Genomic DNA, 25,600 nt, shown 5'->3' with positions numbered 1-25,600 from the left:
AATGAGGCCTCGTACTATAATTGCAAATTTCCCTTTGATTGGAAGACTTATTTATCCTAAAAAAAATAGGGGATCAGTATTTAAAGATGCAAGTCAGTTTTACGGAAAAGCGCTGCTCAAACCTTTCAGACCAAAAGGAAATTCAAAAATTGTCATATTCGGCTTGCCAAAATCAGGAAACGTGTGGCTATTAAATCTTATCTCTGATAGCCTTGATATTAATCGTGTGGACTTTCGAAAACACAAATCAAAACCGGGAGTTTCTATGATCCACGATGCATTAAACCGACGAATTTTATTGAGATCTGATATTAAACGTGGCGTATACCTGATTCGAGATGTGAGAGATATTGTGGTTTCTTATTTTCATTATTCCAAAACAGAAGAATATCATCAAGATTTTATTGATCCTTTTTGTCATTATGAAGATATAGAGCGCTTTTATTTTGAGTATTTCTTGAATGTGATTGTACCTAAATATGATTGGTTAAATCATCCGGAGACCTATGTGAGTTCAGGCCTGCCAATGGTGAGGTACGAAGCCTTATGGGATGATCCGAAGAAAGAGATGCATCTTCTATTCAAAAAACTTGGAATAGAGGTCGAAGAAGCCAAAATTGATTCTGCGATTTGCAATAATGATATTTCAGTACTTTCTAAGAAAGGAAAGGAAATAAATCTGGGTAAACAGATTCCCAAAAGTCATTTCAGAAAAGGAGGATATGGGAATTATAAAAATGTATTGCCTCAAAAAGTTTTAAATCATATCAATTTCCATTTCAAAGACTATTTATTGAAGTGGGGTTATGATTTGGATATGTAGCCTAAATTGAATTTAAATTTTTTTAACTAAGTATCTTAAAGAGGGTTTAACTTCATCAATATATTTTTGACTTTTAAATTCATTGACGAAATAGTCTTCAATGAAATCCATATGTTCAGAAATATATTCTGGAATAATTTTATCATAGTTTTCACCAGATTCAGTGTAATGCATGGGATGAGTTAATACCTGAATTGGTCTGTCTTTTACCTTTTTAATAAATTCAAAAGGGTTTTTGCCCCTGAAATCCATTCTCGAGTCTGAGAGATATCTATCATCACTAAAAATTCTCTTATCATATGCATTTAAATATCCTTTGAATTCCGGCCACTGATTGTGCACGCTTGGGTTGTGAAGACTGATGGATTGTATTTTTTTATCAATTATACGCTCCAAAATAAGAGCTTCTAATTTCATTTCTTTTTCCAGATTATTCTCTGGGTAAATGCTCGGGTCAAAATGAAGCCCTATTTCATGGCCTAATGAATGAATTTTCTTTATAAGTTCTACACTGGGTTTTGAAAGACAATTATAAGTTCGACAGGATACCAATATAAAAAATGTTGCATTTACGCCTTCGCTTTGCTCTATCTCGGCAAGTTTTAAAGCTGAAAGCAGACTTAGGTCAACGTCATGTCTCAATAAAAAACACTTTTCACCTTCCCATTCATCAAATGATTTAACAGGCGCAAGTCCTTTCATTTCATTTAGAAACTTTTTATAATCTGTATATTTAAAAATCATTGATCCTCGTTTTGAATAATTGATTTTTGATGTCTTAGTATCTTTTTAAAATCTTCTATTTTCAGGGCAGGATTACCAACCATTATAGTATTGGGTTCAGTATTTTTCGTAACAACTGTGCCAATTCCCACCAAAGTATTTTCGGCAATCGTTAATTTATCTTTGAGAGTAACAGTTGGTCCAATCCAGGAGTTCTTACCTACAACGGTACTTCCGGCTACAACAGCATTGGCAATTACAAGTGCGTTCTCATGAATATCAACACTATGGGCGATGTGAACCTGATTATCCACCTTCACATTGTCTCTCAGGATTGTACTTCCCAATACAGCTCTGTCTATACAGGTGTTATTGTGGATTTCCACGTTGTTTCCAATCACAACATTACCTAAATGTTCAAGTCTTTTATATTGGCCATCTTCATCTTTTTCATAACCAAAACCATAATTGCCAATCGTGCAATTTGAACCAATTACTACGTTGTTTCCTATTTTTGTGTCACGATAAATAACTGTATTGTGCAGGATGGTCACATTGTCGCCAATTTCACATTCTTCTTCAATGACTACATTATGTCCGATATAAGCATTTTTACCAATTTTAGAGCTTTGATAAACAAAAGCCGACTTTTCGACCTTCGAACTGTATTCGAGGGCATAAAATATAGAAAGAATTTTTTGAAATACCCTTCGGGGGTTGTCGGTGATTATAAAATTGGATTTTAGATATTTTAATCTCTCATATCCTTTCTTTGTTAAAATAATACATGCAATCTCGATATTTTCGGTAACCGCACTTAAGTAGGAGTCTCCAACCCAAGTAAGTGCTTTTTTAGTCTCAGCTGGATTATCATAAATATTATTAATAGAGATTATATTCTCAATTGAAGTTTCTTTTTGACCTATAAATTCAACTTCATTTAAGGATGCCAAATAGTTTGATATATTATATTTCTTCATAGCTGTTTCATTTTATATTGAAATCCTTATAAATCTTGACCAAATTTGTGTGAATTTCTTCAATACTGACATACTTGTTTACGAAATTAGGTCCTTGTTTTCCTAAGGTCAATCTCAATTCTTCATTTAAAATAAGTTCTTTAAGATTCTCCTTTATGTTGTCTATATTGGTATTGTAGATTGGAATATCCGGGAAATGATTTTCAATTAAATCATCTCTCAAGTAACACATAACTGCCTTTCCATATTTCATTCCTTCAAGTGAAAATGTGCCAAAATCACCTGCGATAAACTGGTCCACCATTATATCGGCCTTGTTTCTGTATATTTCCTGAACTTCATTATTTGGAATTCCTGAAATTCTTAAATACTCAAATTGTAAACCTTCTTTTTTCAGATCATCAAGGGCATCTTCAAAAAAATTTGTGCCTTTAGCAAGAGGGTGGTTTGGAGCATGAACAATAACAGGTGGATTTTTTGTTTTTATTTCATTTTCACCAACAGCTTGTGATTCTGTTAGTGCGATGTGATTAATATATAGATTTTTAATAATTTTCTCTTGGGGTATAGCGTATAAAGCATTCGAATAATTTCCTTTAATTGCGACAAATTTATCAACCCACAGATTGTGGTACTTCATCATTATCACTTTCCGTCTATCGTATTTTGGATGATTATATGAAAAAACAAATAAATCCTTAAGACGGTCGATCAAATCTATTTGAAATCGTTTTCTTTTTTTATGACCGGAAAAGTCAAATTGAAATAAGTGATAATAAGGATTGTATTTTTTTTCAACTAGTTCAATAAGACGAATATCGCTACCGGTATAGGTCATTATGATTTTCTTCCCAAAGAGTTTTAGTATCGGAAGGTCAGCATTTAAAAAGAAAAATGATTTACCGGCGTAAAAATGAAAAATATTAAACCTCCATAAAGCCTCAGTAAAAAATTTAAGGCTGAGGACAAATCTCAGAATGATATTCTTTTTATCTAGTTCTAAATTTTCTTCCTCATTAGGGTATATTTTCCGTGAATGATATACAATACACCTGGAATTTAAACCTCTATCTCTCTGAGCTTTTGATAGAAATCCAGCAATTCCGGAAAAATTATAAGGACCGTGAAGAATATTGAATTTGTTTTCAGAATCCACCTAATCAGGTATTTTTTGATTGTCTAAAAACAGTCTGCACCACCATTCAAAACTCATCAATGACCAAATTAATAAACGATGATTTATTTTTTGATCTATGTGTTCATGCAATGTTTTTCTTATAAAATCCGGATTGATAAATTCCGAACTTATGGTTTTACTATTCAGCAAAAGATTTTTTACATAATCCGCATTTTCACCTCTATACCAACTTTCATCAGGTGCTGAAAATCCTTGTTTCTTACGATTTACAATTTTATCAGGCAGAATATCACGCATAGCTTTTCTCAATACGTTTTTGCCATCATCGTATTCTCGATAGTATCTGTTTATTTTATTTACCTGGTTCTCATCAAATTTTTTCATGTCCTCAAGGTTAGCCAGTTTATATTTAACAGGTATTTTCTGTGCAAAATCTACCAGATCATTGTCGAGAAATGGAAACCGCTCTTCCAAGCCATGTGCCATGGATAATTTATCGCCCATGATTAATAGTCCCGGAAGAAAAGTTTTAATTTCAAAATATAAACTATTCTCTATATGATGCTCAGGGTTTTCATATTTTAAATTTTCGTTAAAAGTGAATACCCTTTCAAATACTTCTCTAGGCCTATTTATATTGATCCTCGAAAACACATTTTGATTGAAAAGTGCCTTTTTGTCTTCGTCTTTTACGAGTCTTTGCCAAAAGTCAAAATATTCTCCAAAAAATTGTTTTTGGTCAAGTGAATGAAAAACCCGATAATATCTCCAGGGGTATCCTCCAAAGAGTTCATCACCTCCGGTTCCCTGAAGACAAACTTTTACAAATTTTGAAGCAAGTCTTGATATATAAAAATTAGGATAGCTCATTCCCACCTTTAAGTCTTCCAAATGCCATATTACTTTTGGCAAAGACCAATCCAGATCTCCGGCATTTATTACTTGTTCATAATGCTCTGTCTTATAATAGTTTGCAGTCAGTTCGGCATCTCTTCTTTCATCATAATTTGTTTCGACGCCAGTTACTTCGTTCATGTCAAAACCTGCAGTAAAAGTTGGAATTCTTTTAATATTTTGGCTTGCGATAGCTGTGATTGCACCGGAATCCATTCCTCCGGAAAGATAGGACCCAAGTGGCACGTCAGAAACAAGCTGTTTATTAACGGCCTTTTCAATGAGCTCTTTTGTTGTCTCTACTGAATCCTCAAAACTCATTTTGTAATCCGGTTCAGTGAAATTATAATCCCACCATGGATTATGAGTTACGGATTGACTCGGGTTTTTAATGCTAATTAAATTGGCTGGCGGAATGAGAAAAACATCTTTAAATAAGGTGTGATATTGGAAAAGATTTTGAAAAGTAAAGTATTCGTTAAGCGCTTCATAATTTACATCTACCTTAAACGCAGGATGTTTCATAAATGCTTTGATTTCTGAAGAGAAAGCAAAAATTCCATTTCCTTTCCAATAATAAAGTGGCTTAACCCCATATCGATCTCTACATAAATGCAGGGTTCGCGACTTTTTTTCCCAGATGGCGAAAGCGAACATCCCATCCAATTTTTTTACAAACCCAAGTCCTTCAAAGGCAATTCCTTCAAGTATTACTTCTGTATCACTCTCTGTACTAAATACTACGCCTTTTTTAATTAATTCTTGTTTTAACTTTTTAAAGTTGTAAATGCAACCATTAAAAATTAGAACCCAATTTTTATTTCTAGAAATCATGGGTTGATTTGACCTTGGATTTAGGTCAATAATAGAGAGTCTTCGATGTCCTAGAGCCAAAGGACCATCGATGAATATACCATCCCCATCAGGCCCTCTATGCGACAAGCTCTGTGTCATGTTATTTATTAACGACTCTTCGATCCTTTTAGAATCCGAATGGTAAATTCCTACAATTCCGCACATTAATTTTTAACTTCTCTGATTGAATTAAGATTACTATGATGTAAAAAATGCTTTGAGATTCAAACCTATGAATTATTTTCCTTCTTATTTAGCGATCAGCTTAAATCAAAAATGTCTATAATCAGCTTTTAATTTGAATTATGGAAAATTGAACCCGCCTTGACTTTAGTGTTTTCCGGTATTATTGAATTATTGATTACTATAGCCCCCATACCTAAAATACAGTTAGATGATACTCTAACATTACCACCAATTATAACTGCCGGTGAAATATTCACATACTCAGAAACTTCACAATTGTGATCTATTTGAGCACCGGTATTGATTATGCTGTGATTTCCAATTTTTGATTCCGAATTAATTATTGCTCCCGGCATAATAGCGATACCGTCACCTAAATTGGCGCTTGGGGAGATGATGGCACTCGAATGTATTGAATTTATAAACTCAAATTCGGGAATTTGTTTTATAATATATCTTACCACCTTTTGCCGAGATAGGATATTTCCAATCCCGACAATACCAGAAAATTTTTCTGTTGAATACAGGTTTTTTAAATCCTCATCATTTCCGATTACAGGAAAACCAAAGACTTTTGTTCCTTTTTTCACAGTATTGTCAATCCAACCTAAAAAATGGCCATCTCCATTGCTTATAATATTTTCAAGTACAACTCTTGCATGCCCGGAACAACCAAAAATCACAAAATTTTTATCCATCAAAATTCAAAATCAAGGCTGCCAGGTAATTGAACGATACGATCTGAAATATCTTTTGCATTTGCTGCATTATAGACTTGAGCATTCTTATACAATCTGGTTTCCGGGAGATAAACCCATGAAGATTCCATTTGAATATTAAATTTCCTGGCCAAATTTATAAGTTCTTTTTTTTCCTCTTTTGAATTTAAAAGGATACTGTTGAGCCAATTATTGGTATTTTCATTCCCAATTAATTTATAATCATAATTATCTAAAAACCTTTTATAGGCTCTTCTTAGCATCGTTTTGGCCTTAAGTTTTTTATCGATGTCATTGAGCTGTGATAAACCCAATGCGGCATTGATATTGGCCATTCTATAATTATATCCCAACTGATCAAAATCAATTCCCATTTTGCTCACTGTTTTGGCGGTTGTGCTCAAGTGCTTAATTTTTTGACTTAGATCATTATCATTGCAAATTATTGCACCTCCTGAACCACTTGAACAGATTTTATTTCCATTGAAACTTAAAACCCCTAATTTTCCAAAGCTCCCGGCATGCTTTCCATTAATATAAGTGCCCAGTGCTTCAGCGGCATCTTCAATTAAGTTGATTTTGTATTTATCACAGACGGATTTAACAGCATACACATCATATGCCTGGCCAAAAGCATAAACAGCAATTACCGCTTTTAATTTTTTACCTGTTTTTTTATTTATTAAATGATTTTTATCCAACCCATACTGTTCTTGGATGATCTTTTCTAAATTTTCAGGATTGATTCCAAGCGTCGAAAGGTCATTATCGATGAATACCGGTTCAGCACCTGCATAATTAATGGCATTAGGAACAGCGATGTAGGAATAAGACTGAGTAATTACTTCATCGTTTTCACCTATTCCTAAAGCTTTGAGAGCAAGATGTAAAGCAGCGGTGCCATTAATAATCGCAATCACATTTTGTGTGCCACAATAATCTGTAAGTAATTCCTCAAACTTAGAAACTTCCGGGCCGAAACTAGAAATCATATTATCTTCCAGAACCCGCAATACCTTTTTTTGGTCTTCTTTTGAAATAAGAGGTTCACTCAGTGAGATATCATTTTTTTTAGGGTATAAAGAGGTAATATACTTTACTAATCCACTCTTAAAATCATAATTCTGCGTTTCAGACATATGATTATCTCCAGAAATATGGTTCGTTTTTGTATTCAAATGTGATATTGTCATTCTTATCACACCAATTTAGATAATTTTCAAACTCGATTTTTACCCCAAAGTTTTTCGGATGACTAATTGCAATGATATTTGAGTTTTCACTTTGCTTTTTTATATGATATTCTGTGATAAATTTCAGTTCTTCAAAAGTACTTCCTGAGGCAAAATCTAACATTCTATATCCGGGGAATAGGTGTCTTTTCACTTTTTCTAATAGACTTGAACTTTCCTTTTGATAAAATCTTACACCACTTTTGTTCGGGTAAACCGGGTGTTTTCTTTTTCGTTTTAAGTAAGCAAACTTCAACTGATCCAAGAGCCCTGCTTTAGCTGAAGCGATGGGAATCTCCAATAATCCGCTTTGACTGTCAATTGCCATTAAATTTAATCCAAGGGGCCATTGGTTTGGGTAATCTTTCAATGAAGAAAAATCATAAAAGGTTAAGCTACCCTCAAATTTTAATCCCTTCGCCACACTGCTTTCTTTTTTGAATTCCAGTCGTTTAAGAGATTCAATAATATCTTCTTCAGGCTGTATGCACCATGCCCCTGCACGAAATGACTTACACTGATATTTTGAATCAATAGGTATAATTAAATTTTCCAACCAGGTCTTTCCTTTATTTAGGAGACCGAAAATACCTTTGCCAAATTCACCAAAATCAAGTGCAGAAGTTTCTGACAATCGCCAGTATTGATATTTCAGGATCCATTTTTGTTCAACATATTTTGCACCAATCCATTGAGGGTGCAAATGCAACTGAATGTCATGTCCTGACTGAATAATTTTTATAAGTTGATTTTTGATTGAAGAAGCGTGATTGAAATTAGGATTTTGCTTTTCAAGCAATTCAAATGCCCAGATTTCACAAACATCAACAAAAAAGCACATGCGTATATTGCGAGTATCACAAATGCTTAATAATTCCTCAGTGGGTTTTATCAGACAATTATTAACATCACCGCTGCCATTGCCATAAATTTCATAATCTGAGGTCAATATCAATTTGTGCACACTCAATCCTGCAATTTGTATTTACGTTTAAAATAAATTTCTATAGGAATAAAGATTAATTTAAAGATTATCATGTAAAGAGGGTATTTAACAGGTTTTTCATAACCCAATTTGACAATCAGGTTGCCTATAATTAAGGAACTTATTTGTTTTTGGAAATTGCTCAAGCCTTTTTTCCATTTACCTTGATTTTTCGTCATAATCTGACCAAAAATATTTCCTTTCCATTGGCGCTCTTCTTTACTCACAAGTTTTTCCGAACTTTTTGAAAAGTTGAGCATTTGAGATTCAAAATCAACCGATAAAAACCCGCAGATTTTTTTCACTTCATTTTCAGTATCAGCAATAAGGTCTTCATAGCGTGTTTCAAAATAATTTTCTTGAAAAAGTTCGGGACCTTCAGTCATGGCTTTTTCGAGACTAACTTTATGATCTCCCAAATGTGCTAACAATGGGTATTTTGCTCCCCAGTCAGATTTCAATCTTGACAATAGAACATCTCTGGGATCGCGTATGATATGAATGACCAATGCTTCAGGAAAATATTTTTTAATAACTTTTAGTAATCCGGAATTCATCGGATCCTTATCGCCAATGGTATTGACATTTTCTTTTTTGGCATAGGCATTGAGAATTCTCCTAAATAAATAGATCCAGATGTTTGAATTCAACTCTAAATCATGAGTTAAATTGCTGAGGTTAAGTTGAAGTCTTTTAAGATGCTCATCCTTTTCGAGGATATTGATTAACTCTTCTTTGTCTTTAGGAATCCTTTTATTTGATTTTGGACTTAAATAGTGATATAAGAAGTGGCTTTCCGGTGTAAAAGCAATGTCAGAGTGTGCATTCAGAATGCTTTGCAAAAGCGTTGTCCCTGACCTGCCCACTCCAACTATAAAAATATATTTCAAAGCATGAATTGATTAGAAAGATTTTTCAACCTTATCTACAATACCATATTCAATGGCTTCTTTAGCATCCATCCAATAGTCGCGGTCAAAATCTTCCATTACTTTTTCAAATTTTTGGCCACAATTATCTGCTAATATTTTTGCTGATAGTTCCTTGGTTTTTTGAATTTGAATAGCAGTAATTTCAATGTCTGATGCTCGTCCTTGCATTCCTCCTATACTCGGCTGATGTATCATCACCCTGCCACTTGGGAAAATGGTACGCTTTCCTTTTTCTCCCTGAGATAACAATAATGAACCCATGGATGCCGCCATACCCATGCAAATGGTATGCACCGGAGAGCTGATCATTTTCATGGTATCCATTATTACCATTCCGCTTGTCACTATTCCTCCGGGACTGTTAATATAAAAATTGATCACTTTCCCTGGCTCTTTTGCTTCGAGAAAAAGTAATTGATTAACTATTTTTTCAGCAGACTCATCATCTACGGCTCCCCAAAGAAAGACCTTCCTTTGATCGAGAAATGTTTTCTCAATTTGTTGACGCAGGCTTTTCTCTTTTACTTCTTCTTTTGTGTCTTTTTTTTCTGATGAATTCATTGTTTGTTTTTTAAGGCGGTCAAATCTAAAATCTTCCGTTGGTATTACAAAATGACACATTTATATAGTATATAAAAATCATTTGAAAATCTGAGTAAATTTGCGCCCCCAATATGGAGCTTCAATCTAGACTTTCAGAATATCGAAAAACATTTTTATTAGCTTATCCGGTATCTCTGGCTTATTTGAGTCATATCATGACAGGTCTGATAGATAATATAATGGTAGGTCAGATTGGAGCAGATAAACTGGCTGCTTCTTCACTTGCAAATACTGTTATGGTTATGCCAATGGTATTTGGATTAGGTATGTCATTTGGCCTGACACCGCTTGTGGCAAATGCTCATGGACAAAATAATATTTCCAGAATCAATACCTTCCAACAAAGCGGACTTTTAGTAAATACAGGAATTGGAGTGATGATTTTTTTGCTGATGTTTTACAGCACCTGGATATTTCAATACCTGGATCAGGAAACTCTTATTGTCGAACTGGCAATTCCTTATTTAAAGGTCATTGCAATTTCAATGATCCCCTTTATGGTTTTTCAAAACTATAAACAATTTGCAGATGGGGTTTCCATTACTAAAACCGCCATGTACATTAGTATCTTAGGCAATGCATTCAATATTATTCTCAATTACATTCTCATTTTTGGCAAACTTGGCTTTCCTGCATATGGATTAATGGGCGCGGGATATGCTACTTTAATATCAAGAATATTAATGGCTCTGGGAATGATGTTTGCAGTATTATATTTAAGAGACTTTAAAGATTTTAAGATAAAAGTTGTTTCAAGCTCGGCTCTTGGACTTTCAAATATTCGCGACATCCTAAATATAGGTGGCCCTAGTGGAATGCAAATGGTTTTCGAAGCCGGTGCTTTTTCTATATCAGCAATTATGGTTGGTTGGATTGGCTACAGAGAATTAGCTTCCCATCAAATAGCAATAAGCATTGCCTCAGCAACTTATGTCATGGCAGCGGGTTTGGGCGCTGCTTCAACCATACGTGTTGGAAATCAACTCGGAGCTATGAAGTTTGATATGGTAAGAACGGTTGGCAAAATTGGCATGGAGATGTCCGCAATTTTTATGGCCATTGCAGGATTGATATTTATTATTTTAAATACCTGGTTGCCAACCTTATATGTTGAAGAAATTTCCGTTATAAAAATGGCATCGAGTTTAATAATTATTTCTGCCGCATTCCAGATCTTTGATGGATTACAAGTTGCTGCAATGGGAGCACTAAGAGGCCTTTCCGATGTAAAATGGCCCACTTTGATAGCTGTATTTTCCTATTGGGGTTTAGGGCTTCCCTGTTCATATATTTTTGCTTTTTGGCTCAATATGGGTGTTCAGGGCGTTTGGTATGGGTTTATTATTGGTTTGGGCTCGGCAGCCATATTATTGGGCTATCGTTTTTTCCGTAAAACAAAACCAAAACGATTGATTAAAATTGAACAAGCGCTGATGCCCAGGTAAAGCCGCTACCAAATGCTGTAAGGCATACCAAATCACCTTCTTTGAATCGGCCTTCTTCCCAGGCTTCGCACATGGCTATGGGAATGGATGCAGCAGTTGTATTTCCATATTTGTGAATATTACTTACAACTTTTTCAGGAGGCAGTTTAAAGGTTCGAGCTACAAATTCCGTAATTCTTGCATTGGCCTGATGTGGAATGACCAAATCTACATCTTCAATTTTTTTACCGGTTTTATTCAATGCTTCCATAATAGCTTCAGGCATTCTTGTAACCGCATGCTTAAAGACAAAATTGCCATTCATGTAGGGATAGATTCTAGCATCATCGATCATTTCTTTTGTAAGTCTTTCATCACCACTTGAGCCCGGATGTATTACTGCAAGTTCTTCGGCAAATTCACCTTGAGAGTGTAAATTCGTTGTTAAAATACCTTTGTTACTATCTTTTTCAGGTTTGAGCACACATGCACCGGCACCATCACCAAATATAACCGATACATTTCTTCCTCTTGTGCTCATGTCGAGACCCGAAGAATGAATTTCAGATCCTATTACCAGTACATTGTCATACATACCGGTTTTAATAAAATTGTCTGCAATGGATAGAGCATAAATAAAACCCGAACATTGATTTCGAACATCAAGAGCACCGATCTCTTTTACTCCTAGTTCTTTTTGAACCAATACACCTGAACCCGGGAAAAAATAATCGGGACTAAGGGTTGCGAAAATGATAAAATCAAGATCATCGGCTTTAATATTTGCCCGTTCTAAGGCAATTTTTGCAGCTTTTACGCCCATATTGGCAACGGTATCTTTCTTCTTATCGTAAAATCTTCTTTCTTTAATACCGGTCCGTTCCTGGATCCATTCATCATTGGTATCCATAAATTTTTGAAGATCGCTGTTTTTAACAACTTTTTCAGGCACATAAAAGCCCATTCCGGCGATTTTGGAATTTCTCATATTGATTTAGGTCTTTAAACAATATTACAAAATTTGATCATTATTGAATATTATTTTGTGCTAAAGGCTCGCTTAAAATCAATTTTCTTAAAATTGAATTGTGTTTGAAATAATTCTGGATGGATTTTTTGTGGGCTTAATTCTGGCCCTGTTCGTAGGTCCTGCTTTTTTCTATTTGATAAAGGTAAGCCTAGAAGGTGGCTTTGTGCCGGCAGTATTTTTTGCCTTTGGCATCATATTAAGTGACTTGATAATTGTAACACTGATATATTTTGGATTCTCAGGAGCAATGGAATCAAATTTATTTCAGCAGACATTTAGTCTTGTTTCTGGAATGGTGTTAATAGGCTTAGGGATTACAAGCTTTAATAAAAAAGTTAAAATTAAAGATGAAATCTCATTTGAAAAAGGACATCGTATATTGTGGTATTTTTTCAAAGGAATGTTAATTAATGGGGTTAATCCTTTTACCCTAATGATTTGGATCGGGGTTATTGGCGCCGTTGGAGTTCGACAGACCTATTCCCCTTTGGAATTCAGATTTTTCTTTTCGGGATTGCTTGCAACTATCCTTATTACCGATTTACTCAAAGGCTATTTTGCCAATAAAATAAGATTGTTGATTAAGGATAAAATATTAATTATTGTTAATAGAATTCTTGCCATTCTGTTTATAATTCTCGGTGCCAGAATGATCCTTTTTTTCTTCAGCTTACTATTGGATTGGAAAGGTATTTTTTAACTTGATTTTTAGGCTTAAAAAGCAGAGTTTCGCAGAAATTTACGGCACATTTAAATGCCGGATTTTCGGTTTAAAATTGTATTTTAGCAGCCTTAAAAAATAAATCCATTTCAATTTGAGCAAAGAAAATAAAAAAGACTACTCGGCCGGTAATATTCAGGTGCTTGAGGGACTTGAAGCAGTACGTAAAAGACCGGCGATGTATATCGGTGACGTAGGTGTAAAAGGTCTTCACCATCTTATCTGGGAAGTTGTTGACAATTCGATCGATGAGGCCATGGGTGGCTATTGTGATGAGATATCAGTTACCATTCATAAGGACAATTCGATTTCGGTTCAGGATAACGGAAGAGGTATTCCAATAGATTATCACGAGAAAGAAAAAAAGTCGGCTTTAGAGGTAGTTATGACAGTCCTCCATGCAGGAGGAAAATTTGATAAGGATTCCTACAAAGTATCCGGTGGATTACACGGTGTAGGTGTATCTTGTGTAAATGCATTGTCAAAAAGCCTCAAAGCGGTTATTCATAGAGATGGTAAAGTCTATCAGCAAACTTATGCTAAAGGTGTGCCTCAAAGTAAAGTAGATGAAGTAGGCAAAACAGATATAAATGGAACAATAATTACATTCACCCCGGATGATTCTATTTTTATTGTCTCAGAATATAATTTCGGTACAGTTTCAGCCAGATTACGCGAATTGGCATATCTGAATAAGGGAATCAAAATCCATCTCGAAGATGAAAGAGAGCAGGATGAAAATGGAGATAATCTAAAGGATTACTTTTTTTCTGAGGGTGGGCTTGTTGAATTTGTTCAATATTTAGACAGCACAAGAGAAAGACTAATTCAAGACCCAATTTATGTAGAGAGTGAAAAAGACGGTGTTCCTGTTGAAGTGGCATTGCAGTACAATACTTCATTTAACGAACATGTGTTTTCCTATGTAAATAATATCAATACCATTGAAGGCGGAACTCACGTAACCGGATTTAGAAGGGCATTGACTCGAACTTTAAAAAACTGGGCAGATAAATCAGGTCTCCTTGATAAAGTAAAAATCGACATAAGTGGTGACGATTTTAGAGAAGGGCTTACTGCTGTAATTTCTGTAAAAGTACAGGAACCTCAATTTGAAGGTCAAACAAAAACCAAACTTGGAAATTCAGAAGTCAGTGGTGCCGTTGAAGGATGCCTTGGGACAGCATTATATGAATACCTGGAAGAACATCCTAAAGAGGCGAGAATCATTGTTCAAAAAGTGATTTTAGCCGCACAAGCCAGGCACGCTGCCAGAAAAGCTCGTGAAATGGTTCAGCGTAAAAATGTAATGGGAGGCAGTGGCTTACCGGGAAAATTAGCTGATTGCTCTGAAAAAGATCCTTCAAAATGCGAATTGTACCTTGTGGAGGGAGACTCTGCCGGTGGATCAGCCAAACAGGGGAGAGAAAGAAAGTTTCAGGCTATATTACCTTTAAGAGGAAAAATATTAAATGTAGAAAAGGCTCAGGAGCATAAGATTTATGACAATGAGGAAATAAAAAATATGATTACCGCATTGGGTGTCAGTTTTGGAACGGAAGAAGATGAAAAAGCTTTGAACCTCACAAAATTGAGATATCATAAAGTGATAATTATGACCGATGCCGATGTGGACGGTAGCCACATCAGAACTTTGATCTTAACCTTCTTTTTCAGATACATGAACGATTTGGTTGAAAAAGGATATGTATATATAGCTCAACCTCCGCTTTATTTGTTGAAGAAAGGAAAGGAACAGCGATATGCCTGGTCGGAAAAAGACAGAGCAGAAATCATAAAGGAATTGGCAGATGGAAAAGAGGATGCAGTAGGCATTCAAAGATATAAAGGTCTCGGGGAAATGAATCCAGAACAATTATGGACTACCACCATGGATCCTGAGTTCAGAAACCTTAAACAGGTGACCATTGAGAGTGCTGCTGAAGCAGATCACTTATTTTCTATGCTGATGGGAGATGAGGTAGCTCCAAGAAGAGAATTTATTGAGAAGAATGCCAAATACGCCAAACTAGACGTATAAATTTCAAAGAAGAAAACAACAAATACTTTATGCCGGAAGCGAAGGTCGTCAATAAGATAGATTCGAGTAAATATATCTCTAGAGACCTGAGTTGGTTAAAATTCAATCATCGGGTATTAGATCAGGCACTGGATGCCAATCGAACTCTCTTTGAAAGGATGAAATTTTTAGCCATAACCGAATCCAATCTGGATGAGTTTTTTATGATTCGGGTGGGCAGTTTGTACAATTATATTGATTACGGCAAAAAGAGAATTGATTATTCCGGTTTAAGAGAGGGGCCTTTTAAACAAATGCTTATGGCAAGGGCTCAGGAATTTGTAGCCCGGCAATACGATTGCTATTACAAACAACTTGTTCCTCTTTTTGATAAGAATGGATTTGAAATATCAGATGTAAATTCTTTGAAGCCTGAGGAAATTGATGAAATCAAAGAGTATTTCAGAGGTACAATATTTCCGATGCTAACACCGATGGTGTATGATAATTATCATACATTCCCGGTTTTAATGAATGCTATTCCTGTTTTTGCGGTGGTTACTAAACCCAGTCGAAGAAGTAGGGAAAGAAAAAAGCTCTCTTTTGTTCAGATTCCTCAAAACTTACCTAAGTATTATCAAATCAACAGGGGGAACAAAATTGTATTTGTGCCTATTCAGGAAATTATTCGTTCCGAAATAGACAAATTGTATCGCAATATCTTTATTGAAAATGTGAAATTGATCAGGATCACCAGAAATGGAGATTTTACACTCGAAGAAAGTGATGATCTTGAAATGGATTTTATTGATGAGTTAAAACATAAACTCAAAAAAAGAAAAACAGGAAGGGTGGTTCGGCTTGAAATTGAATCGGGTTCATTGGAATCACTAAAACGAATCCTTAAGGAAAGATGGGAGCTGGAGGAGGATGCAATTTTCGAGTTTGACAGAATTTTGGATTTTACAAGTCTTTGGCAGATTATAAATCATAATGAATTTAAGGACAAAATACCCACACTGCCATCGCCTGTTCTACCTCTCTCTTACAGGCATGTAGAAAAAGAAGAGGATACGGATATTATGGAATATCTCGAAGCAAATGATATACTTCTTCATCATCCGTATAACAGTATACATCCGGTTATTGACCTCCTTGAAACGGCAGCAGACGACCCTAATGTTCTTGCCATAAAAATTACAATTTATCGATTGGCAAAGGGGAGCAGAGTGACGAGTGCATTGTTAAAAGCCGCGGAAAATGGAATCCACGTTTCTGTTCTCTTTGAGGTAAAAGCCCGTTTTGATGAGGAAAATAATTTAAGAGAAGCCGCTAAACTACAAAAGGCCGGTGTTTTTGTGATTTACGGAATGTCTGCATTAAAAACGCATACAAAATTGCTTCTCATAGTTAGAAAAACTGAAGATAAAGTCATTAGATATGTGCATTTGGGTACAGGCAATTATAATGAAAGTACTTCCAAGCTGTATACGGATTTGGGTCTATTGACAACCAATGAATTATATGCTAATGATGTTTCTGAATTCTTCAATGTAATTACGGGCCATTCTGCACCTAGTATTTATAAATCGCTTTTAACTGCTCCAAAAGATCTTAGAAATTCATTGATCGATCTTATTAATAAGGAGAAAGAGAATGCTTTAGAAGGGAAACCATCAGGAATTTGTATTAAAATAAATTCATTAGAGGATCGTAGAACAATTGACGAACTTTATGAAGCCAGTCAGGCCGGTGTCAATATTCATTTGATTGTTAGAGGAATATGTTGTTTAAGACCTAGAAGAAAGGGCCTAAGTGAAAATATTACCGTGCGATCGATTGTAGGTGATTTTCTTGAGCATTCGAGGATATTTTATTTTCATAATGAAGGCGACCCAATAATTTATGGTGGAAGTGCTGATATTATGGTAAGAAGTTTTGACCGAAGAATAGAATCTCTATTCATGATTAACGATCGCAAAGCCAAAAAAGAGGCTATAAATATATTGGTTTATAATTTGAATGATAACGTCAATTCCTATGAAATGCTGGAAGATGGCAGTTATGAAAAACTTGAAACTTTTGAAGGCCTATCTTTTGATATTCACAAAGAATTTTTTGATGTAACCCGAAACATCATTGACTCAGTTAGACTATTTGATTAATTCTGGATTTTCGCCAGGCTTTATAATGTTTGTCAATCAACAGTGCCATCATTCCATCTTTTAAACCAACTTGTGGAACTACAATTTTTTTGGCATTAGCCCATTTCATTATCGATAAATAAATCTTTGATGCCGGTACAATCACATCCGCCCGATCAGGGTTGAGCATTAAATGATTCATTCGATATTCCATTGACATCTTCTCAATCTCATTGAGTGTTTTTTGAAAATTTTTAATAGTTATAGAGTTGTCTCTTTTTGTATTCCCCAATTCATAGATTTTATTGATATTTCCACCGGTTCCTATGGCAACTAAGTTATCAAGGCCCATAATATTTTTTTTGACCCATTTTTCCATTATTTCCCAAATTTCAGGTGTATCCTTGCCCTGAAGATTTCTAACAGACCCTATTTTAAAAGATTCCGAATTGACCTTTTTTCGCCCATTGTAAACATTAATCTCTGTACTGCCACCACCCACATCAATGTGTACTGTATGTTCTTCATTTAAGCTGTTGAGAATAACTTTGTTGATCAGCCATGCTTCTTCATCACCATTGATAATATTGATGTCAAAATCGAGTTTTCGTTCAATTTGACGAGCAATTTCAACACCATTTTTTGCTTCGCGCATCGCAGAGGTAGCACAAGCCATATAATGATCCACTTCGTATAAATCCATCAATAATTTGAAGGCTTTCATCAGTTTAAAAAATTTTTCCTGATTCTTTTCACTGATTTCATTGAGGTTGAATACATCTTGTCCGAGCCTAAGCGGAAAACGCACGTATTCCAACTTTTTAATTTTCATTTCGCCATCATCTTCTATGACACGGGATATTTGAAAGCGAATGGCGTTGGAGCCAATGTCAATTGCAGCTAATTTCAAATTTTAATCAAGATTTTGCCAAAAATGCACAAACTGAACTATTCACCGAAATATATTATTAAAAATGAAGATTTATCTTTTTCTTTGTAATACTTATCGAGAAAGACTGAGGGAATGGGCCCGTTGATGTCTTAGCAACCCGAGCTAGTCGGGTGCTACTTCCCACCCCCTTTAATGGGGAAAGATGAGTGAAGATGCGACTCTTCCCAAACACTTTCTCAATAAGCTAAACAGATAAGATGACAGATATAAGAGATATTCTGAAAAGAAAAATACTGGTTTTAGATGGTGCCATGGGTACTATGATACAACAATACAAGTTGGAGGAAGAGGACTTTCGCGGTCATATTTACAAAGATCATTCAATGTCCTTAAAGGGCAATAATGATTTATTGTCATTAACACAGCCGGAAATAATTAAGGAAATCCACGCAAAATATTTTGAAGCTGGTGCCGATATTGCCGAAACGAATACATTTACCAGCAACAGACTGGCTCAGGCAGACTACGGGCTTGAATCCGAAGTTTATAAAATGAATCTGGCTTCTGCAAAAATTGCAAAAGAAGTGTCGAACGAATTCAGTGCAAAAGAACCGGAAAAACCCAGATTTGTTGCGGGATCGATAGGCCCAACCAATAGAACGGCTTCATTATCGCCTGATGTAAATGATCCGGGTTTTCGAGCTGTTACCTTTGATGAACTGAAAGACACATATGCTGAGCAGGTAAGAGGTTTACTTGATGGCGGAGTCGATTTGTTATTAGTAGAAACCGTATTTGATACTTTAAATGCGAAGGCTTGTCTTTTTGCCATTCAGGAAATTTTGGAAGAAAGAAATATTCAAATTCCAATAATGGTTTCAGGTACAATTACCGACGCGAGTGGAAGAACCTTATCAGGGCAAACAACCGAAGCATTCCTGATATCCGTATCACATGTTCCATTATTAAGTGTTGGATTAAATTGTGCACTAGGGGCAAAAGAATTGCGTCCTTATTTACAGGTAATGGCAAACAAATCGGAATGTTTTGTAAGTGCACATCCAAATGCCGGCTTGCCAAATGAATTCGGTGAATACGATCAGAGTCCCGAAAACATGGCCGCTCAAATCAAAGAATTTTTAGATGAAAACTTAGTCAATATAGTGGGCGGTTGCTGTGGAACGACACCTGAACACATAAAAGCAATTTCAGAATTAGTTAGTAAATATCAGCCAAGAGATCTGGCTGTAATGGTAGAATAGGAGGGATGAATAAAACTGAATTTAAACACAAGCCACTAAAACTAAGTGGCCTTGAACCACTCGTAGTTACCTCAGAGTCCAATTTTATAAATATTGGGGAGCGAACCAATGTAACCGGTTCAAGAAAATTTCTGCGTTTAATCAAGGAAGACAAATACGAAGAGGCGCTGTCAGTGGCGAGAGATCAGGTTGAAGGGGGTGCACAGGTATTGGATGTCAACATGGATGAAGGCATGATTGATGGCAAGGAAGCCATGGTTAAGTTTTTAAATTTAATCGGCTCCGAACCTGATATTTCCAGAATACCAATAATGATTGATTCGTCGAAATGGGAAATTATTGAGGCCGGGTTAAAATGTGTGCAAGGCAAAGCCATAGTAAATTCCATTTCTCTGAAAGAAGGGGAGGAGACATTTATAGCACAAGCTAAAAAAGTTAAAATGTATGGAGCGGCCGTTATCGTCATGGCATTTGATGAAGATGGACAAGCCGATACATACGAAAGAAGAATTCAGATCTGTGAAAGATCCTATAAAATATTGGTTGAAAAGGTAAAATTTCCTGCGGAAGATATCATTTTCGATCCGAATATTTTTCCTGTTGCGACAGGAATGGAAGAGCACCGGAAAAATGCACTAAATTTTTTCAGGGCTACCAAATGGATTCGCCAAAACTTGCCCGGTGCTCATGTAAGCGGTGGCGTGAGTAATGTTTCATTTTCATTTCGCGGAAATGACAAAGTGAGAGAAGCCATGCATTCGGCATTTCTTTATCACGCCATTCAAAATGGTATGGATATGGGAATAGTGAATCCCGCGATGCTCGAAGTATATGATGATATACCTGAAGAATTACTCCGGAAAGTTGAAGATGTATTGCTCGACAGAAATGATGAGGCAACAGAAACACTGATCCAATATGCTGAGAAAGTTAAAGGAAACGGGAAACAAAGGGTAGTCGATAATAAATGGAGAGAAGATGAAGTTGAAAAACGACTGGAGCATGCTCTGGTCAAGGGAATTATAGATTATATAGATGAAGACACTGAAGAAGCCAGATTGAAATATCAAAGACCTTTAAAGGTAATTGAAGGGCCACTTATGGACGGTATGAATGTGGTTGGCGATCTCTTTGGCTCCGGCAAAATGTTTCTTCCACAAGTGGTGAAAAGCGCCAGGGTTATGAAAAAGTCTGTGGCCTACCTACTTCCATTTCTTGAAGAAGAAAAAAGACTAAATAACGATACCAGTCAAAACGCAAAAATACTTCTCGCTACTGTAAAAGGAGATGTTCATGATATAGGTAAAAATATTGTAGGAGTAGTATTAGCCTGTAATAATTTTGAAATTATCGATTTAGGAGTGATGGTAGCTGCAGAAAAAATTCTGGATACCGCTGTTGAAGAACAGGTTGATATCATTGGCCTTAGCGGTTTAATTACGCCTTCTCTGGATGAAATGGTACATGTTGCCAAGGAAATGGAAAGAAGAAAACTGAATATTCCTCTGCTGATCGGTGGCGCAACAACTTCAAGAATTCACACTGCAGTTAAAATCGACCCACATTATTCGGGACCAGTAGTACATGTATTGGATGCATCCAGGAGTGTGCCTGTGGCAGGGGAATTAAGCAATGTTGAATTACTGCCGGGATATCTTGACAGAATTAAAAAGGAATATGCAAGCCTTAGAGAGGAGCACAGTAAGAAACACAAAATTAAAACCTATGTAAGCATTGAGGAAGCTCGGGAAAACCATGCACAGGTCGATTTCGAAAATTCGATTGCCCAACCAAAAAAGTTGGGTATTACTGTAATAAATGATGTGGGCGTTTCTACGCTTAAAAACTATATTGATTGGACCCCTTTCTTTTCTACATGGATGTTGAAAGGAAAATATCCAAGAATTTTTGAGAACAAAACCATTGGCATTGAAGCAAAAAAGCTTTTTGATGATGCTCAGGAAATGCTTGAGAAAATTGAAAAGGAAGATTGGCTTTTAAGCAAAGGTGTTTGTGGTATTTTCGAAGCCAATTCAATTGGAGATGATGTGCAGGTGTATGAAAATGGCGATTGGAAAACAACGTTTCATTTTCTAAGACAACAAGGTAAAAAAGGCAGCGGATATCCAAATTATAGTCTTTCCGATTTTATTGCTCCCAAATCTTCAGGAAAAAAAGATTATATAGGTGGTTTTGCCGTTACGGCAGGAATTGGAATTGAAAGGCTTATTGAGCGTTTTGAGAAAGATCACGATGATTATAACAATATAATGATCAAATCACTTGCTGATCGACTCGCTGAAGCTTTTGCCGAATATTTGCATGAAAGAGTAAGAACGAAAATTTGGGCCTATTCCGATAAAAAACTTAACAATGAAGATTTAATTTCCGAAAAATACCAGGGAATCAGACCGGCTCCGGGTTATCCTGCCTGTCCTGATCATACCGAGAAAAAGCTTCTCTTTGATTTGCTGGAAGTTGAAAAAAATACAGGGATAAGTTTAACCGAAAGTTTTGCCATGTATCCCGCATCATCGGTCAGTGGTTTTTATTTTGCCAGACCGGAAAGCAAATATTTTGGATTGGGAAAGATTTCCAAAGACCAGCTAATTGATTATTCAAAAAGGAAGGGCATGTCGCAGCATGAAATGGAAAAATGGCTGGCCCCAAATCTTAATTACGAAACAAATTTATGAAAGTAACCGAACACATAAAAAACGCTAAAGACACGCTTTTTTCATTTGAAATTTTACCACCGTTAAAAGGACAGGGTGTAAAGTCAATTTTTGATGCGATCGATCCATTGATGGAATTCAATCCGCCTTTTATAGATGTTACTTATCATAGAGAAGAAATTGTTTACAAAAAGAAAGCAAACGGATTATTGGAAAAAACCGTGGTCAAAAAAAGGCCGGGTACTGTCGGAATTTGTGCAGCCATCATGCACCAATACAAAATAGACACTGTACCTCATATTATTTGTGGAGGGTTTAACAAGGAAGAAACAGAAAACGCACTAATAGACCTCAATTTTCTTGGTGTGGATAATGTGCTCGTATTAAGAGGTGATGCTCCGAAATCGGATCGAAAATTTATCCCCGAGGAAAACGGACATGCTTATGCCCTGGATTTACTAAATCAGGTAAAAGACATGAACGAAGGAAAATATCTCGATGAAGATTTAAAACATACCTGGAAAACCAATTTCTGTGTTGGCGTAGCCGGTTATCCTGAAAAACACTTTGAAGCGCCAAACATGAAACTTGATATTAATTTTCTTAAACAAAAGGTAGATCAGGGCGCTGATTATATCGTTACGCAGATGTTTTTTGATAATTCAAAATATTTTGAATTTGTTGACACATGCAAGTCAAACGGGATAAATGTACCGATCATTCCCGGATTGAAACCGATCACCGCATTAAGTCAAATGACAATGCTTCCGAGTGTATTTCATATCGATCTACCGGATGAATTGGTCAATGAATTATCAAAATGCAAAGACAATGCATCGGCCAAAGAAGTGGGAATAGAATGGGCAATTCAGCAATCCAAAGAGCTCAAAGAAAAGGGTGCGCCATGTTTGCATTATTATACCATGAGTAAATCAGAGGCAACCCGCAAAATCGCTGAAGCATTATTTTAGTATTATTCCCGGACCCGGCAACAAGCACGGGATCCGGGATCTCCTAAAATAATAGATCTCATCTTTTAGTTTAAACCTTTAACTTCGCTTTGTGAAAATCATAGAATGCCCACGTGATGCCATGCAGGGGATAGATCAATTCATCCCAACTAAAGACAAGATCAGGTATATTAATCAATTGCTAAAAGTTGGCTTTGATACCATCGATTTTGGAAGCTTTGTTTCACCAAAGGCAATACCACAGATGCGGGATACAGCAGAGGTTTTAGCGGCCTTGGAATTAGACAATAGCACTACAAAATTGTTGGCCATTGTCGCCAATCTCAGAGGAGCGGATGAAGCTTGTAAATTTGATGAAATCGACTATTTGGGTTTCCCACTTTCATTATCAGAGACTTTTCAGCAAAGGAATACCAATAAAAGTATTGCCGATGCCATAGATAGCTTAAAAGGCATTCAGGATTTATGTACAAAGCACGATAAAACCCTTGTTACTTACTTATCAATGGGTTTTGGCAATCCCTATGGCGAAAATTGGGACACCGAAACTGTTGAGGAATTTGTTCAAATACTTGATGAAATAGGCATTAAAATAATTGCCTTATCCGATACCATAGGTGCTGCAGAACCGCAAACTATTCATTATATCTTTAATCATCTCATTCCTACCTTCCCTCAAATAGAATTTGGCGCACATTTGCATACAGTTCCTGATACATCGTATGTAAAAATTGAAGCGGCAATTGAAGCCGGGTGCAGGCGATTTGACGCAGCCATTAAGGGTTTTGGAGGTTGTCCAATGGCCAAGGATGAATTAACGGGGAATTTGGATACGATACGGTTAATTGATTTTTTTAATAGAAACCAAATCCAACTGGAAGGATTTAACACAAGTGCTTTCAACAAGTCTATCGAAAAAGCATCTCAGATATTTCCTACATAAATTCTTATAGTGACTTAAAAGTGTTCAACCTATATCAGGGTCGGACAACTCCTAACTCCCAACTCCTAACTCATAACTCTCATCTCACTTCCCATCCAACATTCTCTTATAATCATTAATAAGATACTTGTACTTACTTTCTTTTTCGCCACCCATATGCTCCTTGTATTTGTGATAATAGACTTTTAGGTTGTTCAATTTAGAATGGGCGACTTCTATATCACCGATTTCATAATAAGCTTTTAAAAGCGCGAGGTTTAAATCAAAGTACATATTGTCCTGCTGATAAATCATAACCTGGTTTAAAAGCTCCAAAGCTTCATTGTATTTTCCTTCCCTACAGAGTACAATTCCTTCAATGGCATTTAAATCGTTTTCCGGGTCTTTTGCTTTGCTCCGCAAGCGATCAAATTCAGTCCTTGCCTTATTCACATCCATCTCCAGATGTTCAAGTATGTACTTATTCAGAACACCGGGATTTAACTCTTCTTTCAGATCTACCAGTTCTTTGTAGTATTCAGATTTTAATTCCTGAGGTATTTTAGATGAGCTTATCAAAAGAATGAGAATATTGTTTTTAACATTAACACTCGCTTCATGATAATTGGAATAGAAAATTTTTTCCACGGCCTGATGATAGGCCTTTGCTTTAATTTTATCACTTCCTTCCAAAATATCCAGAATATAGGTTTTATACAGCAAAGGCAGCTCCTGAGAATCGAGCATTTCCATGTATTCCTTAAAACTAAAAAACTCAGGAGTAAATGCTTTTTGAGCAGATTTTTGTAAGGTACCTTCCTCTATTTTATGCGCAGCTCTCAAGGAAAAATCATAAAATATTTTATTAAATAAATGGCCTGAATTTATCCATTTTTTGATTTTGTCTAATTCCTTATAATTGGCAGCAACCGAGTTGTATTTAAAATTTTGCTCGTTATAGTAAACGTGATAAAAATTTCTTCGGCTCTCATTTAAAAAATTTATATACAATGATCGAAAATCATCTCTGGAATGACTTGCTTCCAATTCTTTTTTAACATCCTCAAATTCGGACTCAAACTGATCCATTAATCCCTGATTTCTCAAATAGCGTAAATAAATGATTTCGGAATTCAGAGCGGCATAGGATTCTTCCGGAATGATATAAATCAATAGGTATTTTTTCAGGATATCCTTGTATTCGTTAACTCTGCGATAGACCTGGGGCGAAGGAAAAATTTTACTTAGAGCTTTGTTATTCGGCAAATCATCTTTGCCTTTTTTGATCACCAAATCGGTAAGCCTAATATAGTTTTTGTGTTGTTTGGGATTCTCAAATGCTACGAAATTCAGAAAATGATCAATTTCTGAAGGTTTTAAAGTATTGAGTATTTCAAAAGCTTCTTTGAGGGGTTGCATTTAATTCGCTTTGAACTCAAATATGAAGATAATTCTGAATTTTAAAGAAA

21 protein-coding genes and 1 riboswitch are annotated in these 25,600 nt (G+C 35.8%); of the genes, 9 read left to right on the top strand and 12 right to left on the bottom strand.

Annotated elements, in window-relative coordinates; genetic code table 11:
* Position 1 precedes the first annotated feature (1 nt).
* Entirely contained in the window at positions 2 to 823 is an 822-nt protein-coding gene (locus HZR84_02685; GenBank protein ID QNL20893.1) for a sulfotransferase domain-containing protein, read from the top strand.
* A gap of 12 nt (positions 824 to 835) precedes the next feature.
* Here HZR84_02685 and HZR84_02680 read toward each other — a convergent pair whose 3' ends face one another.
* From HZR84_02680 to HZR84_02640, 9 genes are all read right to left on the bottom strand, one after another.
* Positions 836 to 1,567, bottom strand: a complete 732-nt coding sequence (locus HZR84_02680; protein QNL20892.1) for a hypothetical protein — start codon at positions 1,565 to 1,567, stop codon at positions 836 to 838.
* On the bottom strand, positions 1,564 to 2,526 hold the full coding sequence (locus HZR84_02675; protein QNL20891.1) for a UDP-3-O-(3-hydroxymyristoyl)glucosamine N-acyltransferase: 963 nt from the start codon (positions 2,524 to 2,526) through the stop codon (positions 1,564 to 1,566). The genes HZR84_02680 and HZR84_02675 overlap by 4 nt, the downstream gene beginning before the upstream one ends.
* Positions 2,527 to 2,533: 7 nt before the next feature.
* Positions 2,534 to 3,682, bottom strand: coding sequence for a glycosyltransferase (locus HZR84_02670; GenBank protein QNL20890.1), 1,149 nt, complete (start codon positions 3,680 to 3,682; stop codon positions 2,534 to 2,536).
* A complete protein-coding gene (gene asnB / locus HZR84_02665; GenBank protein ID QNL20889.1) occupies positions 3,683 to 5,578 on the bottom strand; it encodes an asparagine synthase (glutamine-hydrolyzing) in 1,896 nt (631 codons plus the stop codon).
* 128 nt (positions 5,579 to 5,706) lie between these two features.
* Positions 5,707 to 6,297 (bottom strand): NeuD/PglB/VioB family sugar acetyltransferase, encoded by a 591-nt coding sequence (locus tag HZR84_02660; protein ID QNL20888.1) that lies wholly within the window; start codon positions 6,295 to 6,297, stop codon positions 5,707 to 5,709.
* On the bottom strand, positions 6,297 to 7,457 hold the full coding sequence (locus tag HZR84_02655) for an aminotransferase class I/II-fold pyridoxal phosphate-dependent enzyme (protein ID QNL20887.1): 1,161 nt from the start codon (positions 7,455 to 7,457) through the stop codon (positions 6,297 to 6,299). The genes HZR84_02660 and HZR84_02655 overlap by 1 nt, the downstream gene beginning before the upstream one ends.
* A 4-nt stretch (positions 7,458 to 7,461) precedes the next feature.
* Positions 7,462 to 8,520 (bottom strand): hypothetical protein, encoded by a 1,059-nt coding sequence (locus tag HZR84_02650; GenBank protein ID QNL20886.1) that lies wholly within the window; start codon positions 8,518 to 8,520, stop codon positions 7,462 to 7,464.
* Positions 8,517 to 9,425: a sulfotransferase gene (locus HZR84_02645; GenBank protein QNL20885.1), complete on the bottom strand. Its 909-nt coding sequence runs from the start codon at positions 9,423 to 9,425 to the stop codon at positions 8,517 to 8,519. The genes HZR84_02650 and HZR84_02645 overlap by 4 nt, the downstream gene beginning before the upstream one ends.
* A 12-nt stretch (positions 9,426 to 9,437) precedes the next feature.
* The gene (locus HZR84_02640; GenBank protein ID QNL20884.1) at positions 9,438 to 10,028 is read right to left on the bottom strand and encodes an ATP-dependent Clp protease proteolytic subunit; all 591 of its coding nucleotides are present in this window, start codon (positions 10,026 to 10,028) and stop codon (positions 9,438 to 9,440) included.
* A gap of 113 nt (positions 10,029 to 10,141) precedes the next feature.
* On the opposite strand from HZR84_02640, the gene HZR84_02635 reads away from it, so the two are divergent.
* On the top strand, positions 10,142 to 11,515 hold the full coding sequence (locus tag HZR84_02635; protein QNL20883.1) for an MATE family efflux transporter: 1,374 nt from the start codon (positions 10,142 to 10,144) through the stop codon (positions 11,513 to 11,515).
* Here HZR84_02635 and HZR84_02630 read toward each other — a convergent pair.
* On the bottom strand, positions 11,484 to 12,482 hold the full coding sequence (locus HZR84_02630) for a ketoacyl-ACP synthase III (protein QNL20882.1): 999 nt from the start codon (positions 12,480 to 12,482) through the stop codon (positions 11,484 to 11,486). The genes HZR84_02635 and HZR84_02630 overlap by 32 nt on opposite strands.
* A 100-nt stretch (positions 12,483 to 12,582) precedes the next feature.
* Here HZR84_02630 and HZR84_02625 point away from each other — a divergent pair, with 100 nt between their 5' ends.
* From HZR84_02625 to ppk1, 3 genes are all read left to right on the top strand, one after another.
* Complete coding sequence (locus HZR84_02625) at positions 12,583 to 13,224, top strand: LysE family transporter (GenBank protein QNL20881.1); 642 nt, start codon at positions 12,583 to 12,585, stop codon at positions 13,222 to 13,224.
* A gap of 115 nt (positions 13,225 to 13,339) precedes the next feature.
* Positions 13,340 to 15,286 carry a DNA topoisomerase (ATP-hydrolyzing) subunit B gene (gene gyrB / locus HZR84_02620; GenBank protein QNL20880.1) on the top strand — a complete coding sequence of 649 codons (1,947 nt, stop codon included), beginning with the start codon at positions 13,340 to 13,342 and terminating at the stop codon, positions 15,284 to 15,286.
* Positions 15,287 to 15,315: 29 nt separating this feature from the next.
* Positions 15,316 to 17,430, top strand: coding sequence for a polyphosphate kinase 1 (ppk1, locus tag HZR84_02615; GenBank protein QNL20879.1), 2,115 nt, complete (start codon positions 15,316 to 15,318; stop codon positions 17,428 to 17,430).
* Here the strand turns inward: ppk1 and HZR84_02610 are convergent.
* Entirely contained in the window at positions 17,414 to 18,319 is a 906-nt protein-coding gene (locus tag HZR84_02610; protein ID QNL20878.1) for a phosphatase, read from the bottom strand. The two genes, ppk1 and HZR84_02610, sit on opposite strands and share 17 nt — an antisense overlap.
* 90 nt (positions 18,320 to 18,409) lie before the next feature.
* Positions 18,410 to 18,510: riboswitch (SAM riboswitch) on the top strand.
* A gap of 48 nt (positions 18,511 to 18,558) precedes the next feature.
* Here HZR84_02610 and HZR84_02605 point away from each other — a divergent pair.
* From HZR84_02605 to HZR84_02590, 4 genes are all read left to right on the top strand, one after another.
* Positions 18,559 to 19,563, top strand: a complete 1,005-nt coding sequence (locus tag HZR84_02605) for a homocysteine S-methyltransferase family protein (protein ID QNL20877.1) — start codon at positions 18,559 to 18,561, stop codon at positions 19,561 to 19,563.
* A gap of 5 nt (positions 19,564 to 19,568) precedes the next feature.
* Positions 19,569 to 22,259 carry a methionine synthase gene (metH, locus tag HZR84_02600; protein QNL20876.1) on the top strand — a complete coding sequence of 897 codons (2,691 nt, stop codon included), beginning with the start codon at positions 19,569 to 19,571 and terminating at the stop codon, positions 22,257 to 22,259.
* Positions 22,256 to 23,209, top strand: coding sequence for a methylenetetrahydrofolate reductase [NAD(P)H] (metF, locus tag HZR84_02595; protein ID QNL20875.1), 954 nt, complete (start codon positions 22,256 to 22,258; stop codon positions 23,207 to 23,209). The genes metH and metF overlap by 4 nt, the downstream gene beginning before the upstream one ends.
* 121 nt (positions 23,210 to 23,330) lie before the next feature.
* Positions 23,331 to 24,152: a hydroxymethylglutaryl-CoA lyase gene (locus HZR84_02590; protein QNL23167.1), complete on the top strand. Its 822-nt coding sequence runs from the start codon at positions 23,331 to 23,333 to the stop codon at positions 24,150 to 24,152.
* An 84-nt stretch (positions 24,153 to 24,236) separates the two neighbouring features.
* Here HZR84_02590 and HZR84_02585 read toward each other — a convergent pair whose 3' ends face one another.
* Positions 24,237 to 25,550 carry a hypothetical protein gene (locus tag HZR84_02585; GenBank protein QNL20874.1) on the bottom strand — a complete coding sequence of 438 codons (1,314 nt, stop codon included), beginning with the start codon at positions 25,548 to 25,550 and terminating at the stop codon, positions 24,237 to 24,239.
* Between the last annotated feature and the right edge of the window lie 50 nt (positions 25,551 to 25,600).

Origin of the sequence: Hyphobacterium sp. CCMP332, assembly GCA_014323545.1 — a bacterium.
Lineage (GTDB): Bacteria > Bacteroidota > Bacteroidia > Cytophagales > CCMP332 > CCMP332.
This window is presented reverse-complemented; position numbering and strand designations above follow the sequence as displayed.

Bases quoted from the DNA above. Each gene is read 5' to 3' on its own strand.
- HZR84_02660 (QNL20888.1), bottom strand. From the start codon at position 6,297: ATGGATAAAAATTTTGTGATTTTTGGTTGTTCCGGGCATGCAAGAGTT.
- HZR84_02585 (QNL20874.1), bottom strand. From the start codon at position 25,550: ATGCAACCCCTCAAAGAAGCTTTTGAAATACTCAATACTTTAAAACCT.
- metH (QNL20876.1), top strand. From the start codon at position 19,569: ATGAATAAAACTGAATTTAAACACAAGCCACTAAAACTAAGTGGCCTT.
- HZR84_02640 (QNL20884.1), bottom strand. From the start codon at position 10,028: ATGAATTCATCAGAAAAAAAAGACACAAAAGAAGAAGTAAAAGAGAAA.
- metF (QNL20875.1), top strand. From the start codon at position 22,256: ATGAAAGTAACCGAACACATAAAAAACGCTAAAGACACGCTTTTTTCA.
- HZR84_02685 (QNL20893.1), top strand. From the start codon at position 2: ATGAGGCCTCGTACTATAATTGCAAATTTCCCTTTGATTGGAAGACTT.
- asnB (QNL20889.1), bottom strand. From the start codon at position 5,578: ATGTGCGGAATTGTAGGAATTTACCATTCGGATTCTAAAAGGATCGAA.
- HZR84_02630 (QNL20882.1), bottom strand. From the start codon at position 12,482: ATGAGAAATTCCAAAATCGCCGGAATGGGCTTTTATGTGCCTGAAAAA.
- HZR84_02675 (QNL20891.1), bottom strand. From the start codon at position 2,526: ATGAAGAAATATAATATATCAAACTATTTGGCATCCTTAAATGAAGTT.
- HZR84_02655 (QNL20887.1), bottom strand. From the start codon at position 7,457: ATGTCTGAAACGCAGAATTATGATTTTAAGAGTGGATTAGTAAAGTAT.
- HZR84_02680 (QNL20892.1), bottom strand. From the start codon at position 1,567: ATGATTTTTAAATATACAGATTATAAAAAGTTTCTAAATGAAATGAAA.
- ppk1 (QNL20879.1), top strand. From the start codon at position 15,316: ATGCCGGAAGCGAAGGTCGTCAATAAGATAGATTCGAGTAAATATATC.
- HZR84_02590 (QNL23167.1), top strand. From the start codon at position 23,331: ATGCAGGGGATAGATCAATTCATCCCAACTAAAGACAAGATCAGGTAT.
- HZR84_02635 (QNL20883.1), top strand. From the start codon at position 10,142: ATGGAGCTTCAATCTAGACTTTCAGAATATCGAAAAACATTTTTATTA.
- HZR84_02605 (QNL20877.1), top strand. From the start codon at position 18,559: ATGACAGATATAAGAGATATTCTGAAAAGAAAAATACTGGTTTTAGAT.